The organism is Tenacibaculum sp. (assembly GCF_050290165.1).
Taxonomy (GTDB): Bacteria; Bacteroidota; Bacteroidia; order Flavobacteriales; family Flavobacteriaceae; genus Polaribacter.
On sequence record NZ_JBNKHD010000001.1, the window covers coordinates 361,529 to 375,589 of the forward strand.

Genomic DNA, 14,061 nt, shown 5'->3' on the forward strand with positions numbered 1-14,061 from the left:
CTTCTAATTTAACCAAACTGCTCCCAATCTTTCCAAACTACTTCTAATCCCTGACCTTTTAGCATCTGAACAATTTCTTCGGTGCTTCTTTCGTCTGAAATTTCAAATTGCTCTAACGATTGTGGCTCAACACTATATCCTCCAGGGTTTGTCTTAGATTCTGCACTGATTGAGGTAGCTCCTAAATTAACAATATTATTTCTAAAAACTTCACTTTCTCGGGTAGACATTGAAAGCTCTACGTCTTCATCTAACATCCTAAATGCACAGATTAATTGTACCAAATCGGCATCCGTCATTTCTACTTTGGGTTCTAAGCCTCCTGAATGTGGTCTTAAACGTGGAAATGAAATAGAATACTTTGTTTTCCAGTAGGTCTTCTGTAAATATTTTAAATGTAATGCTGTAAAAAAGCTATCAGCACGCCAATCTTCCAACCCGAATAAAGCTCCTAAACCAATTTTATGAATTCCTGCTTTTCCTAACCTATCAGGAGTTTCTAAACGATATTCAAAATTTGATTTTTTCCCTTTTGGATGATGCTTTTTATACTCTTGCTGATGATACGTTTCTTGATATACCAACACCGCGTATAATCCGCTTTCAATCAACAATTCATATTCATCTTCATCTAAAGGTTGAACTTCAATAGTAATATTTGAAAATTGAGAACGAATCAACTGAATTGCATTTTTTATATAATCAACTCCCACTGTTTTATTAGCTTCTCCTGTTACTAACAAAATATGATCGTATCCTTTCGCTTTTAAAAAAGCAACTTCTTTCAATATTTCAGCATCGGTTAAGGTTCTCCTCGGAATTTTGTTTGTAAAACTGAATCCGCAATAGGTACATATATTCTGACACTCATTACTCAAATACATTGGAGCATACATTTGAATAGTATTTCCAAATCGCTTTTTAGTGAGCATACGACTTCTTTGTGCCATTTGCTCTAAAAAAGGTTTTGCCGCAGGAGATATCAACGCTTTAAAATCTTCTAAATCGAGTTTATCCTTTGACAAAGCACTTTCAACATCAACGGATGTTTTATCGAATATGCTTTGTAAAGTTTCATCCCAATTATAGGTATTGAATACTCTTTTGAATGTTTTACTCATTTTTTAATTCTTTCTTTGTCATTGTAAACGAAGCGAAGAAATCTTTAATTTTTTAGGTTCTCAACAAACAGATTACTTCGTCCTTTTTCCTCCTCGTAATGACGTTATATTAGTTTAAAAAACTCGTTAGCGGACTACTTGCTTCTGCTTGTTTTCTTACAGGAGCTAGTTTTGCTTCATATGCCATTCTTCCTGCTTCTACTGCCATTTTAAAAGCCTGTGCCATAGCTACCGGGTTTTGTGATACCGCAATAGCTGTATTTACCAAAACAGCATCAGCGCCTAATTCCATAGCATACGCTGCATGAGAAGGCGCACCAATACCAGCATCTACAACCACAGGAACATTAGATTGTTCAATAATGATTTCTAAAAACTCTAACGTTTTCAATCCTTTATTACTTCCAATAGGAGCTCCTAAAGGCATTACACATTGCGTTCCTACTTCTTCTAATCGCTTACATAAAACTGGATCTGCATGAATATAAGGCATCACTACAAATCCTTTTTTTACTAACTCTTCTGCTGCTTTTAAGGTTTCTATAGGATCAGGCAATAAATACCTTGGATCTGGATGTATTTCTAATTTTATCCAATTCGTTTCTAACGCTTCTCTAGACAATTCTGCTGCAAAAACAGCTTCTTTTGCTGTACGAACTCCCGAAGTATTCGGTAATAAATTGATTCTTGAGTGACTTAAGTGTGATAAAATATCATCTTCTTCGTTTTGAACATCTACTCTTTTTAAAGCAACTGTTATCAGTTCACTTTCTGAAGCTAGTAAAGCTTCTTTCATTAATTGTGAGGAGCTAAATTTTCCTGTCCCTGTAAATAATCGTGAGGTAAATGTTTTATCGGCTATTGTTAAGTTGGTATTCATTGTTACTGATTTATTGTGCTCCTATTTTGTACACTTGTTCGTTGGTACTTGGTGCTTTTAAAATTTTGTGGAATGCAGGAATCGAGTTAAAATTCTGAGTAATCGCTCCTGAAACAGCGATACCATATACTCCTGTGCTTATAATTTCTGATACGTCTTCTATAGTAATTCCTCCAATGGCTATTATTGGAGTGGTTGTTTTCAACTCTTCTAATAGCACTTGATAGCCAACAACTCCTAAAACTGGACTTAAATTCTTTTTAGTTTCAGTAAACTGAAAAGGGCCTAAACCGATATAATCTACTCCCTTTTCTAAGAGTTTTTTACAATCTTCCAAAGTATTTGCTGTTCCTCCTACGATATATAAATCACCTAAATACGCTTTTGCTTTTAACGGACACGTATCTGTTTTTCCTAAATGAACTCCATCTGCGTTGATTTCTTTAGCTACTTTATAATAATCGTTCACAATTAAACGAGTTTGAAAATGACTAGTAATTTCTCTCGCTTTTTGAGCTGTTTCTAAAATAGTTTTCGGATCCAGATTCTTTAATCGAAGTTGCACCCATTCTGCTCCAGAAGCACAGGCTCTTTGAACATTTTCTAAATGCTCTTCTGGCGTTTTTCCTTGTGTTATATAGTGTAGTTTACTTATCATTTATAGTTGTGCTCTCCTAAGAGCGTTTCATTAGAGTTTAAAAATTGTTCTGTATACCATTTCGCATTTATACATGCATCTTCTAAAGGAAGTTGTTTTGCTATATTTGAAGCTAAAGCTGAAGACAACACACAACCGCTTCCATGCTTTTCAAAAACAGCTATAGCTTTCGGTGGAATATTGAGCTGTACTATCTTACTGTGATATACTTCATCCCATCCTTTTTTAGCTTCTCTATGTCCACCTTTTAAATAGACATTAGTCTTCTCTGAAATAAATTCGATGGTTTCTTCAATCGATTTATTAGAAAACAAAGCTTTGATTTCATCATAATTTGGAGTGATAAAATCACAGTGTTGCAATACTTCTTCAAACACTTTTATATTCTCTTCGGAATGAAAATCAAATCCAGCACTAGCTTTTAAAATAGGATCCAATACTATTTTTATGAATGGATTGCATTTTTTTAGTGTTTGAATAACCTCTAATAATACGTCCCAAGATTGAATGATTCCTATTTTTGCTACTGGTATTTCAAAACGTTCAAATAAGGTTTCAATTTGATTAATTATTGTCTCTTTATCAATCCAAATACAGTTTTTAAAATCAATATCATTTTGAACTGTAACAGCTGTACATACAGATATTCCGTATACCCCATGTGCTTCAAAAGTTTTAATATCAGAAGTCAATCCTGCTCCACTTGATGGATCAAAACCTGCAATTGTTAGTATGTAAGATTGTTGTTTCATTTTTATTGATATACTTTCTTTTTACTAAAAGATTACTTCGTCGTGCACTCCTCGTAATGACGTTTGATCTTTTTATAGCTTTCAACAGGATTTTCTGTATTCCAAACTCCTCCTAACACACCTATTCCTTGAAAACCTAATTCTAAGGTTTTTTGAATGGTATCAGTATTAATTCCCCCCATACCTATAATAGTTTTATCAATATGGTTTACATCAAAAACTCTCCCTTCATATCCTTTCTTTGAAATAGATGAAAAAACAGGACTTAATAAATGGTAATCAAATTCGATGTCGCAATTCGCTAAGGCTGAAGATTCATGAAAAGAACTACTCATTGTTTTTCCTATCATATTTAAACCGATAAAATATTCACTTCCATTCTCTAAAGCATCAATTCTTTTTTGCTCTTGAAAATGAATTCCTTTTAAGTTGAATTCGTTAATAAGTTCATGAAAATAATGTGTAACTATTCTGTTATGATACTTTTCATCTATCTGACTCAAATAAACCACATGCTCTTCATAATTCTTATCAGGTTTTCTGAAATGATAATAGTCCAAACCTTCTTTAAATAATTGTTGAAGGATTTCTATCTCATTTGGAATATCTTTTTCTGGAGCTATCAAAACAATCATATATTAGGGATTAGGTTAAAGGAGTTAGGAATTAGAAATAGTACTATTCTAATTCCTACTCATTTATTTTATTTATAGATAAACTTCTGAACCTTTGTCTTTAAATTCTTTTGATTTTTCCTCCATTCCTTTTGCAAAGACTTCGTCTCCTTCTACTTTATTTTCAGCGGCAAAATCACGCACTTCCTGAGATATTTTCATAGAACAGAATTTTGGTCCACACATAGAACAAAAGTGTGCAATTTTAGCTCCTTCTGCAGGTAATGTTTCATCGTGATATTCTCTAGCCAGTTCTGGATCCAACCCTAAGTTAAATTGATCTTCCCAACGGAATTCAAAACGTGCTTTACTTAAAGCATCATCTCTGTGTTGTGCACCTGGATGTCCTTTTGCTAAATCAGCTGCATGAGCTGCTAATTTATAGGTAACCACCCCTGTACGAACATCTTCTTTATTTGGTAACCCTAAATGTTCTTTTGGAGTTACATAACACAACATAGCACAACCATACCAACCAATCATCGCTGCTCCGATTCCTGAAGTAATATGATCGTATCCTGGGGCAATATCCGTAGTTAAAGGTCCTAAAGTATAAAACGGAGCTTCATCACAAGCTTCTAACTGTTTATCCATATTTGCTTTAATCATGTGCATTGGCACGTGACCAGGGCCTTCAATAAAACATTGCACTTCGTGTTTACGTGCTATTTTGGTTAGTTCCCCCAAAGTTTCTAATTCAGCAAATTGAGCTTCATCATTCGCATCGGCAATACAACCTGGACGTAAACCATCTCCTAACGAAAAAGCTACATCATAAGCTTTCATGATTTCACAAATCTCTTCGAAATGAGTATATAAAAAGCTTTCTTTATGATGTGCTAAACACCATTTTGCCATAATTGAACCTCCTCGGGAAACAATTCCTGTAATACGTTTTGCCGTCATAGGTACATAACGTAAACGAACTCCAGCGTGAATCGTAAAGTAATCTACTCCTTGTTCTGCTTGTTCAATTAAAGTATCTCTAAAGATTTCCCAGGTTAAGTCTTCAGCAATTCCATTTACTTTTTCTAAAGCTTGATAAATTGGTACAGTACCTACAGGTACCGGTGAATTACGGATAATCCACTCACGAGTTTCATGAATATTTTTTCCTGTGGATAAATCCATAATATTATCAGCCCCCCAACGGCATGCCCAAACCGCTTTTTCTACTTCTTCTTCGATTGATGAAGTTGTAGCTGAGTTTCCAATATTTGCATTAATTTTCACCAAGAAATTACGACCTAAAATCATAGGTTCTGCTTCTGGGTGATTGATATTTGAAGGAATGACTGCGCGTCCTCTAGCAACTTCTTCTCGAACAAATTCAGGTGTAATTTTTGCTGGAATACTCGCCCCAAAATCTTGCCCTGGATGTTGTTTAGACAAACGTGTCATTTCATCTATTCGTTGATTCTCACGAATAGCAATGTATTCCATCTCTGGAGTAATAATTCCTTTCTTTGCGTAATGTAACTGTGTTACATTTTGTCCTTTTTTTGCTCGTTTAGGTTTATGTTTTAAGTTAAATCGAAGATGATCTAAGCTTTTATCATTCAATCGCTCATTACAATAATCAGAAGTAAATTCATTTAGTTCATCCACATCTCCTCTCTCTAAAATCCATTGCTCACGAATACGTTCTAGTCCGCTATGGATATTAATCTCTTTGTTTGGGTCTGTATAAGGGCCTGAAGTGTCATATACTGTTACAGGCTCATTAGAAGTTCTTTTTTTTGTCATCGAATCAATAGTATCGCTCAATTCGATTTCGCGCATTGCTACTTTTATCTGTGGATGAATTTTTCCTTGAACATATATTTTTTTTGAATTCGGAAATGGTTGTCTTGTTACACCATCTTGTTTTGGAGCTGTATCTTTTTTCTTCATTTTAAGGTTGTTTGTTTATACTTTGAATTTTGTTTTCTGAAAATATTATCCTCCTTGTGTAGATTTAATGATTAAAATAGCATCATTGTTTTGGAGCAATTTTGAAGACCAATCTGTTTTTTTTACCACGCTACTGTTCACAGCAATGGCAATTCCATTGGTTTGAATCTGTAGTTTATCTACTAATTCTTGCAATGCTAACGGACTTAAAAACTCTTGTTGATTATCGTTTACTTTTATTGTTATCATATTGACCTATTTAAAGTAAACTGTAGAAGAAATTCAGAATCGTTTTATACCAAACAATACCTAAATAAGATTTTACAACTTTTCCCTACGCTGGTGTTAACCATATCAGGTTCAAAGGATATTTCTCAAACTAGCTAACTAGCTACTCCTAAAGTTTACTTCAACAAATATAATTGTTTATTCTTTTCTTACTTACTTTTTCTTACCAATATTCAATCACTCATACCTAAAAAACTAACAGTTAACACATTATATGCTTTTTCTCTCTTTTTTTTATTGAAATTTATAAAAGCTAGGTGGAGAAGCCCCACTAAAAAAACGACTATTCTGTTAAGTATATAACAGAAGGCGATAAACTGAAAAGCCTTACGAGTAAGTAAACTAACCTTATTATTATGAAAACTGAAACTTTAAATCAAAACACTGAAAACTTAGTTGGTGGATGGTCACCATACAGAGACCTAACTCCTGAAGACAAAGCTGTTTGGGATGCAACACCAAAACCTATTGGAGTTGATTATACTCCCTTTGCAGTTTCTACACAAATTGTTAACGGGGTAAATTACCGTTTTAAATGTACAGCTTCTATGCCTCCAGCTGAAGTGGTATGGGAAGCTATTGTAGAAATATATAAACCTATTAAAGGTGAACCAAGAATTACTGGAATTATTCGTTTATAATCAAAATTTAAAACCATGGCAACTACAGCAGAAAAAACATATATTGAATCTAATCAAGAATTAGAAAAATTGGCTTCAGGTGAAGTTGGAATTATAGCTAAGTATGCTTTTCAAAATCCTTACTCTATTAATGGCCCTTTTGGTACTTTGGAATTATCTCTTTCGGGTAATAACACAAACAAAGAGACTGCGGTTGGGCAAATAGAAATAAATACTTTATGGGGATTGGGTTCTTATACTAATCTTAAATTTACAGGCATTGGTGTTTTTAACGGAAGTACTGGCTATACAAATATCCAAGCTAATTCTAGCGGAGCTATAACTGTAAGACCTAACCCTCCTAAACATATTGAAGCAAAAGTTAGTATTTCTTTAAAACCAGGTTTTCAAGAAGGTACTTTAAGTGTGGAAGGTTTCTTTAGTGACTTTGCTATTAAAGCTACATTTGTTCACTATGTAAACGAAAATAATTAAGTTTATTTTTTTATTGTTAAAAAAAGCGAGCTTTTACTGGCTCGCTTTTTTACAAATATTATTTTAATACTATAAACTCTTTATCTTTTTAGTTACTTCTTCTAGAACTTCAAAAGCAGTTTCTGCCATTTTATTTCCTTTTAAATCTAAAAGTGGATTTACTTCAACAAACTCTATACAAGCAACTTTTTCACTCTGTAATAATCCGTTGATGATATCAATTATTTCATATTGATCAAATCCTTTAGGTACGGGAGTTCCTGTTCCATAAGAAATCATATCGCAATCCATTGCATCTACATCAAACGAAACATAAATTACATCACAGTCAGACAATTTATCTAAAGCTTCATTTACACAAACATCCAATCCACGATAACGGACTTCATCAACCATATAGTTTTTAATTCCATATTTCTCCATTTGCTTATTCTCTGGCTCTTCGGTATCGCGAACTCCAAAGAAAACAATATCTTGTGGTAACACTTTTTGTCCAGGAGTAGCTATATTTTTCATACGATCCCATAGCTCAGAAGTTTCTCTATCAACATCATTGATTTGACAATCTAAATTATCATCTGCAATTGCCGCTGATAATGGCATTCCATGAATATTTCCTGAAGGAGAAGTGTATGGTGAGTGTAGATCTCCATGGGCATCAATCCAAACAACTCCAACTCTTTTTGTTGGATAAGCCGCTTTAACACCACTAATAGTCCCTAGAGCTGAAGAATGATCACCTGAAAGTACTATTGGAAACTTACCTTCTTGTAAGTTTACCTTTACGTGATTACTTAATCGTTTACATTGATTAAAAACACTATCTATTCTCTTAGCAAATGAGTTATTCACCTTGTTGTAGATAGATTCGTTTTCTGTAATTACATCTTCAAACTCATACGAATCAAAATAATTACTCTCTTTGTTTATTGCTGCTATTTCAATTGCATCAACTCCCATATCAGAACCCCGAGTTCCAGCTCCAATATCCGATCTATTTTTGATAAGTTTAATTTCTTTCATCTTTCAATAAATTGAATAAAAAAATGTCATTTAAAATTCATTAAATGACATCTTTTATATGTGTTATCTTTTTTCTAACTCTACAAACTTCCTTAAGTTTTCTCCAACATAAACTTGACGTGGACGACCAATTGGTTCTTTACGTAAACGCATTTCCCTCCATTGAGCAATCCACCCTGGTAAACGTCCTAAAGCAAACATTACAGTAAACATTTCTACAGGGATTCCCATTGCACGATAGATAATACCAGAGTAGAAATCTACGTTAGGGTATAATTTTCTATCTACAAAATATTGATCTTCTAAAGCTTCTTTTTCCAATCCTTTAGCAATATCTAAAATAGGATCTTGAACTCCTAAATCTCCTAATACTTCATCTGCTGCTTTCTTAATAATCTTCGCTCTTGGATCAAAGTTTTTATACACGCGGTGTCCGAATCCCATTAAACGGAATGGATCTTCTTTATCTTTTGCTTTACCCATGTACTTTTTAGTATCTCCTCCATCTTCTTTTATTGCTTCTAACATTTCAAGTACAGCTTGGTTTGCTCCACCATGTAAAGGTCCCCATAATGCCGAAATACCTGCTGATAATGACGCGAATAAACCTGCGTGTGAAGATCCAACAATACGTACTGTAGATGTAGAACAGTTTTGTTCGTGATCTGCATGTAAGATTAATAATTTATCTAAAGCATTAATCATAATTGGATTTAACTCGTACTCATCATTTGGCTTTTGGAACATCATTGTTAAGATATTCTCTACATATCCTAATTTACGAGATCCGTAATGTAATGGTAATCCTTGTTTTTTACGTAAAGTCCAAGATACTAATACTGGGAATTTCCCCATTATTTTCACGATGGCTTTATACATATCCTCTTCTGAATTCACATTTACAGATGATGGGTTAAAAGCAGTTAACGCAGATGTTAATGATGATAATACCCCCATTGGGTGTGCATTTTTTGGAAATGCATCTATGATTTTCTTAATATCATCATCTACGATAGCTTCATCTAAGATATCAGTATAAAATTTATCTAATTGTTCTTTAGTTGGTAACTCTCCAAAAATTAATAAGTAAGCTACTTCTAAAAAATCTGCTTTTTCAGCTAATTCTTCAATTGCATATCCACGGTATCTTAAAATACCTTTTTCTCCATCTAAAAATGTTATAGCACTTTGGCATGAACCTGTATTTTTGTAACCTGGATCAATGGTAATAACCCCATCCGTGGCATCTCTTAACGTTTTAATATCTATTGCAGTTTCATTTTCGGTTCCCTTAACTAAAGGAAACTCATACGTATTTTCGCCAATTTGTAATTTTGCTATATCTGACATTTTAAATTCTTAAATTTTTAATGATTGAAGTGAGTTGCGAAGATACCATTTTTTGGATTATTTTAAAAGACCCAACAGATAGATTTTTAATATAAAAATATAACTATTTTTTATTTAAATAGTCTATAAAAAATAGCCCTTGCTAGAACTTCTAACAAGGGCTTGTAGTATTATAAAAAAAATATTTTACTTTACCTTAAACGCTTTTTCTTGCGGATAGTAAGCTACATCTACTAATTCTTCTTCTATACGTAATAACTGGTTGTATTTTGCCATACGATCTGAACGAGAAGCAGAACCCGTTTTAATTTGTCCACAGTTTAATGCCACTGCTAAATCCGCAATGGTATTATCTTCAGTTTCTCCTGAACGGTGACTCATTACAGAAGTATATCCTGCGTTATGTGCCATATTTACAGCAGCAATCGTTTCCGTTAACGTACCTATTTGGTTTACTTTAATTAAGATTGAATTTGCAATTCCATTTTCAATTCCTCTTGATAAACGTTCAACATTTGTTACAAATAAATCGTCTCCAACTAATTGAACTTTATCACCAACCTTTTCAGTTAACAGTTTCCATCCTTCCCAATCATTTTCATCCATTCCATCTTCAATAGAAATAATAGGGTATTTTTCACATAATTCAGCTAAATAAGTAGCTTGCTCTTCTGAAGTTCTTACAGCTCCTTTATCTCCTTCAAACTTGGTATAATCGTATTTTCCGTCAATATAAAATTCAGCTGATGCACAATCTAAAGCTATCATTACTTCTTCTCCAAAAGTATATCCTGCATTTTTAGTTGCTAAAGCAATGGTTTCAATAGCATCTTCAGTTCCTTCTAAAGTTGGAGCAAAACCACCTTCATCACCTACAGCTGTCGATAAGTTACGATCGTGTAATACTTTCTTTAAGTTGTGAAAAATTTCTGACCCAATTTGCATCGCTTCTGTAAAGTTTTGGGCCTTTACTGGCATAATCATAAACTCTTGGAATGCAATTGGAGCATCTGAATGCGAACCTCCGTTGATAATATTCATCATAGGCACAGGCAAAGTATTAGCTGAAACACCACCTACATAACGATATAATGGTAATCCTAACTCATTTGCAGCTGCTTTAGCTACGGCCAATGAAACTCCTAAGATAGCATTCGCTCCTAATACAGATTTATTTGAAGTTCCATCTAAATCAATCATTATTTGATCGATCATGTTTTGTTCAAAAACCGATACTCCTAATAATTCTTGAGCAATTACAGTGTTTACATTTTTAACAGCTTTTAACACTCCTTTACCCATATAATCATTTCCTCCATCGCGTAATTCAACAGCTTCGTGTTCTCCTGTAGAAGCTCCTGATGGCACTGCTGCTCTACCTATAACTCCATTTTCAGTAGTTACATCTACTTCTACGGTAGGGTTACCTCTTGAATCAAAAATTTGACGTGCGTGAATGTTGATTATCATACTCATAGTTGTATATTTTTTAATGTAGAATCCCGTGAATTTTAACCCACGGGAATGTCTTTTATAATTTACTTAGATTTTATTATGCTTTAACTTTTTTGATGTTCTCTATAAACTGGTCAAATAAGTATTCTGCATCGTGAGGTCCAGGACTCGCTTCTGGATGATATTGTACAGAAAATACGTTTTTAGATTTCATTCTAATACCTGCCACTGTATTGTCATTTAAATGTACATGTGTAATTTCAACATCTGGATGTGCTTCTGTTTCTTCTCTATTGATTGCAAACCCATGGTTTTGAGAAGTTATCTCTCCCTTACCTGTCAATAAATTCTTTACTGGATGGTTAATTCCACGGTGACCGTTGTGCATTTTATAAGTAGAAATTCCGTTTGCCAATGCAATTACTTGGTGTCCTAAACAAATTCCAAATAATGGTAAATCTTTTTCTATAATTTGTTTTGCAGTATTCTGTGCTTCAATTAACGGCTCTGGGTCACCTGGTCCGTTTGAAATAAAATACCCATCTGGATTAAAATCACTCATTTGCTCAAAACTCGCATTGTAAGGATACACTTTAATATATGCTCCTCTTTTGGCTAAGTTTCTTAAAATGTTTTTCTTGATTCCAATGTCCAAAGCTGATATTTTAATTGGTGCATTCTCATCACCCACAAAATAAGGCTCTTTTGTTGATACTTTTGAAGCCAATTCTAAACCTTCCATATTAGGAATTTCTGCTAGTTGCTTCTTTAGTTCGTCTATTTTTTCTACTTCTGTAGAAATAATAGCATTCATAGCTCCATTATCTCTAATATAAGATACTAATGCGCGTGTATCTACATCAGAAATGGCTACTAAATTGTGCTTTTGAAACCAATCGAATAAGTTACCATCAGAATCTACACGAGAATGCGTAAAACTAAAATTACGACAGATTAATCCAGAAATTTTAATTCCATCTGACTCTACTTCTTCATTGTTTACTCCATAGTTACCAATATGAGCATTGGTAGCTACCATAAGTTGTCCGAAGTAAGAAGGATCAGTAAAAATTTCCTGATACCCTGTCATACCTGTGTTAAAACAAATCTCTCCTGTTGCGGTACCTTCGATTCCAATAGACTTTCCGTAGAAAATAGTTCCGTCTGCTAATAGAACTAGTGCTTTTTTACGTGTTTGATATTTCATTTAGTGGTGTTGTGTAATTTGATTGCAAAAATATATAAAAAAAGGGACAAACATTAAATGTTTATCCCTTTGATATAATTTATAAAAATTCTCATTTTTATTCTTCTTCTTGTGAAGTTTGAGTTTCAACAGCAGCTTCAACTTTCTTCGCTCCACCACGACGGCTACGACGAGTAGTTTTCTTAGCTTTGTCTCCTTTTGGATTGTATAACTCGTTGTAATCAACTAATTCTACCATTGCCATAGGAGCGTTATCTCCTTGACGGTTTCCTAATTTGATGATACGTACATATCCTCCTGGTCTGTCTGCTACTTTTACAGAAACTTCTTTGAATAACTCTGTAACAGCTTCTTTGTTACGTAAGTAACTGAATACTACACGACGGTTGTGAGTTGTATCGTCTTTAGATTTTGTAATTAAAGGCTCAACAAACTTACGTAAAGCTTTAGCTTTAGCTTCTGTAGTATTGATACGCTTGTGTTCGATTAAAGAACAAGCCATGTTAGATAACATCGCTTTTCTGTGCGCTGTCTTTCTACCTAAATGATTAAATTTTTTTCCGTGTCTCATGACATTTGGTTTTAGCTCTCATCTTGCTACTACCCGTTAAGGGAGCAAAATATGAAAGGTTAATCTTTATCTAATTTGTATTTGCTTAAATCCATTCCGAAATTTAAACCTTTGTTAGCCACTAACTCATCTAATTCAGTTAATGATTTTTTACCAAAGTTTCTGAACTTCATTAAATCGCTTTTGTTAAATGATACTAAGTCTCCTAAAGTATCTACCTCTGCAGCTTTTAAACAGTTTAAAGCACGAACTGATAAATCCATATCAACTAATTTCGTCTTTAATAACTGACGCATGTGTAATGATTCCTCATCATATGTTTCAGTTTGTGCAATTTCATCTGCCTCTAAAGTGATACGCTCGTCAGAGAATAACATAAAGTGGTGGATTAAAATCTTAGCTGCTTCAGTTAAGGCATCTTTAGGATTGATAGAACCGTCAGTGTCGATATCGAAAACTAATTTTTCGTAATCGGTCTTTTGCTCTACACGGAAATTTTCAACAGCATACTTTACATTCTTAATAGGAGTGTAAATAGAATCTGTAAAAATTGTTCCTAAAGGTGCACCAGCTCTTTTGTTTTCTTCTGCTGGTACAAAACCTCTACCTTTTTCAATGGTAATTTCAGCATTTAACGTTACTGATTTATCCATGTTACAAAGTACTAACTCTGGGTTTAATACTTGGAAACCTGAGATAAATTTTTGTAAATCTCCAGCGGTTAATTGCTCTTGTCCTGATATTGCGATAGAAACTGTTTCTCTGTCAGATTCTTCAATCTGCTTCTTAAAACGAACTTGTTTTAAGTTTAAGATGATTTCAGTAACATCTTCTACAACACCTTGGATAGTTGAGAACTCGTGATCTACTCCATCAATACGTAATGATGTAATAGCGAATCCTTCTAATGAAGATAATAATACTCTTCTTAAAGCATTACCAACTGTTAATCCAAAACCTGGTTCAAGAGGTCTAAATTCGAATCTTCCTGAAAAATCAGTAGATTCAATCATGATTACTTTATCAGGTTTTTGAAAATTTAAAATTGCCATATTTAATTTGTTTTCTTCGTTT

15 protein-coding genes and 1 riboswitch are annotated in these 14,061 nt (G+C 33.7%); of the genes, 2 read left to right on the forward strand and 13 right to left on the reverse strand.

Annotation, left to right across the window (positions count from 1 at the left end):
* Positions 1-8: 8 nt before the first annotated feature.
* The 7 genes from thiH to thiS form a co-directional block, all read right to left on the reverse strand.
* Complete coding sequence (gene thiH, locus ACQY6M_RS01635) at positions 9-1,121, reverse strand: 2-iminoacetate synthase ThiH (RefSeq protein WP_428742949.1); 1,113 nt, start codon at positions 1,119-1,121, stop codon at positions 9-11.
* Positions 1,122-1,230: 109 nt separating this feature from the next.
* Positions 1,231-2,001: a thiazole synthase gene (locus tag ACQY6M_RS01640; RefSeq protein ID WP_428742950.1), complete on the reverse strand. Its 771-nt coding sequence runs from the start codon at positions 1,999-2,001 to the stop codon at positions 1,231-1,233.
* 10 nt (positions 2,002-2,011) lie between these two features.
* Positions 2,012-2,659 (reverse strand): thiamine phosphate synthase, encoded by a 648-nt coding sequence (thiE, locus tag ACQY6M_RS01645; protein ID WP_428742951.1) that lies wholly within the window; start codon positions 2,657-2,659, stop codon positions 2,012-2,014.
* On the reverse strand, positions 2,656-3,411 hold the full coding sequence (locus ACQY6M_RS01650; protein WP_428742952.1) for a hydroxymethylpyrimidine/phosphomethylpyrimidine kinase: 756 nt from the start codon (positions 3,409-3,411) through the stop codon (positions 2,656-2,658). The genes thiE and ACQY6M_RS01650 overlap by 4 nt, the downstream gene beginning before the upstream one ends.
* 32 nt (positions 3,412-3,443) lie before the next feature.
* Positions 3,444-4,046, reverse strand: a complete 603-nt coding sequence (locus ACQY6M_RS01655) for a thiamine phosphate synthase (protein ID WP_428742953.1) — start codon at positions 4,044-4,046, stop codon at positions 3,444-3,446.
* A 72-nt stretch (positions 4,047-4,118) separates the two neighbouring features.
* Positions 4,119-5,978 carry a phosphomethylpyrimidine synthase ThiC gene (thiC, locus tag ACQY6M_RS01660; RefSeq protein WP_428742954.1) on the reverse strand — a complete coding sequence of 620 codons (1,860 nt, stop codon included), beginning with the start codon at positions 5,976-5,978 and terminating at the stop codon, positions 4,119-4,121.
* A 45-nt stretch (positions 5,979-6,023) separates the two neighbouring features.
* Entirely contained in the window at positions 6,024-6,227 is a 204-nt protein-coding gene (gene thiS / locus ACQY6M_RS01665; RefSeq protein ID WP_428742955.1) for a sulfur carrier protein ThiS, read from the reverse strand.
* A 65-nt stretch (positions 6,228-6,292) separates the two neighbouring features.
* Positions 6,293-6,387, reverse strand: a riboswitch (TPP riboswitch).
* 235 nt (positions 6,388-6,622) lie between these two features.
* Between thiS and ACQY6M_RS01670 the strand changes: the two genes are divergently transcribed.
* Both ACQY6M_RS01670 and ACQY6M_RS01675 read left to right on the forward strand, forming a co-directional pair.
* The gene (locus tag ACQY6M_RS01670; protein WP_428742956.1) at positions 6,623-6,907 is read left to right on the forward strand and encodes a hypothetical protein; all 285 of its coding nucleotides are present in this window, start codon (positions 6,623-6,625) and stop codon (positions 6,905-6,907) included.
* A 15-nt stretch (positions 6,908-6,922) separates the two neighbouring features.
* Entirely contained in the window at positions 6,923-7,381 is a 459-nt protein-coding gene (locus ACQY6M_RS01675; RefSeq protein ID WP_428742957.1) for a hypothetical protein, read from the forward strand.
* A 69-nt stretch (positions 7,382-7,450) separates the two neighbouring features.
* On the opposite strand, the gene ACQY6M_RS01680 is transcribed toward ACQY6M_RS01675, so the two are convergent.
* The 6 genes from ACQY6M_RS01680 to ACQY6M_RS01705 all read right to left on the reverse strand — a co-directional run bounded on the left by ACQY6M_RS01680 (position 7,451) and on the right by ACQY6M_RS01705 (position 14,039).
* Entirely contained in the window at positions 7,451-8,404 is a 954-nt protein-coding gene (locus tag ACQY6M_RS01680; RefSeq protein ID WP_428742958.1) for an arginase, read from the reverse strand.
* 63 nt (positions 8,405-8,467) lie between these two features.
* Positions 8,468-9,754 carry a citrate synthase gene (locus ACQY6M_RS01685; RefSeq protein WP_428742959.1) on the reverse strand — a complete coding sequence of 429 codons (1,287 nt, stop codon included), beginning with the start codon at positions 9,752-9,754 and terminating at the stop codon, positions 8,468-8,470.
* A 186-nt stretch (positions 9,755-9,940) separates the two neighbouring features.
* A complete protein-coding gene (gene eno, locus ACQY6M_RS01690) occupies positions 9,941-11,230 on the reverse strand; it encodes a phosphopyruvate hydratase (RefSeq protein WP_428742960.1) in 1,290 nt (429 codons plus the stop codon).
* 76 nt (positions 11,231-11,306) lie between these two features.
* Entirely contained in the window at positions 11,307-12,416 is a 1,110-nt protein-coding gene (gene carA / locus ACQY6M_RS01695) for a glutamine-hydrolyzing carbamoyl-phosphate synthase small subunit (RefSeq protein ID WP_428742961.1), read from the reverse strand.
* 97 nt (positions 12,417-12,513) lie between these two features.
* Complete coding sequence (gene rplQ, locus ACQY6M_RS01700) at positions 12,514-12,987, reverse strand: 50S ribosomal protein L17 (RefSeq protein ID WP_428742962.1); 474 nt, start codon at positions 12,985-12,987, stop codon at positions 12,514-12,516.
* Between the two features lie 59 nt (positions 12,988-13,046).
* Positions 13,047-14,039, reverse strand: coding sequence for a DNA-directed RNA polymerase subunit alpha (locus tag ACQY6M_RS01705; protein ID WP_428742963.1), 993 nt, complete (start codon positions 14,037-14,039; stop codon positions 13,047-13,049).
* Positions 14,040-14,061 lie beyond the last annotated feature (22 nt).

Excerpts from the sequence above, each read along its gene's own strand:
- ACQY6M_RS01655 (WP_428742953.1), bottom strand. The coding sequence starts at position 4,046 with ATGATTGTTTTGATAGCTCCAGAAAAAGATATTCCAAATGAGATAGAA.
- ACQY6M_RS01640 (WP_428742950.1), bottom strand. The coding sequence starts at position 2,001 with ATGAATACCAACTTAACAATAGCCGATAAAACATTTACCTCACGATTA.
- eno (WP_428742960.1), bottom strand. The coding sequence starts at position 11,230 with ATGAGTATGATAATCAACATTCACGCACGTCAAATTTTTGATTCAAGA.
- thiH (WP_428742949.1), bottom strand. The coding sequence starts at position 1,121 with ATGAGTAAAACATTCAAAAGAGTATTCAATACCTATAATTGGGATGAA.
- ACQY6M_RS01675 (WP_428742957.1), top strand. The coding sequence starts at position 6,923 with ATGGCAACTACAGCAGAAAAAACATATATTGAATCTAATCAAGAATTA.
- thiC (WP_428742954.1), bottom strand. The coding sequence starts at position 5,978 with ATGAAGAAAAAAGATACAGCTCCAAAACAAGATGGTGTAACAAGACAA.
- ACQY6M_RS01650 (WP_428742952.1), bottom strand. The coding sequence starts at position 3,411 with ATGAAACAACAATCTTACATACTAACAATTGCAGGTTTTGATCCATCA.
- ACQY6M_RS01680 (WP_428742958.1), bottom strand. The coding sequence starts at position 8,404 with ATGAAAGAAATTAAACTTATCAAAAATAGATCGGATATTGGAGCTGGA.
- carA (WP_428742961.1), bottom strand. The coding sequence starts at position 12,416 with ATGAAATATCAAACACGTAAAAAAGCACTAGTTCTATTAGCAGACGGA.
- ACQY6M_RS01685 (WP_428742959.1), bottom strand. The coding sequence starts at position 9,754 with ATGTCAGATATAGCAAAATTACAAATTGGCGAAAATACGTATGAGTTT.
- rplQ (WP_428742962.1), bottom strand. The coding sequence starts at position 12,987 with ATGAGACACGGAAAAAAATTTAATCATTTAGGTAGAAAGACAGCGCAC.
- thiE (WP_428742951.1), bottom strand. The coding sequence starts at position 2,659 with ATGATAAGTAAACTACACTATATAACACAAGGAAAAACGCCAGAAGAG.
- ACQY6M_RS01670 (WP_428742956.1), top strand. The coding sequence starts at position 6,623 with ATGAAAACTGAAACTTTAAATCAAAACACTGAAAACTTAGTTGGTGGA.
- ACQY6M_RS01705 (WP_428742963.1), bottom strand. The coding sequence starts at position 14,039 with ATGGCAATTTTAAATTTTCAAAAACCTGATAAAGTAATCATGATTGAA.
- thiS (WP_428742955.1), bottom strand. The coding sequence starts at position 6,227 with ATGATAACAATAAAAGTAAACGATAATCAACAAGAGTTTTTAAGTCCG.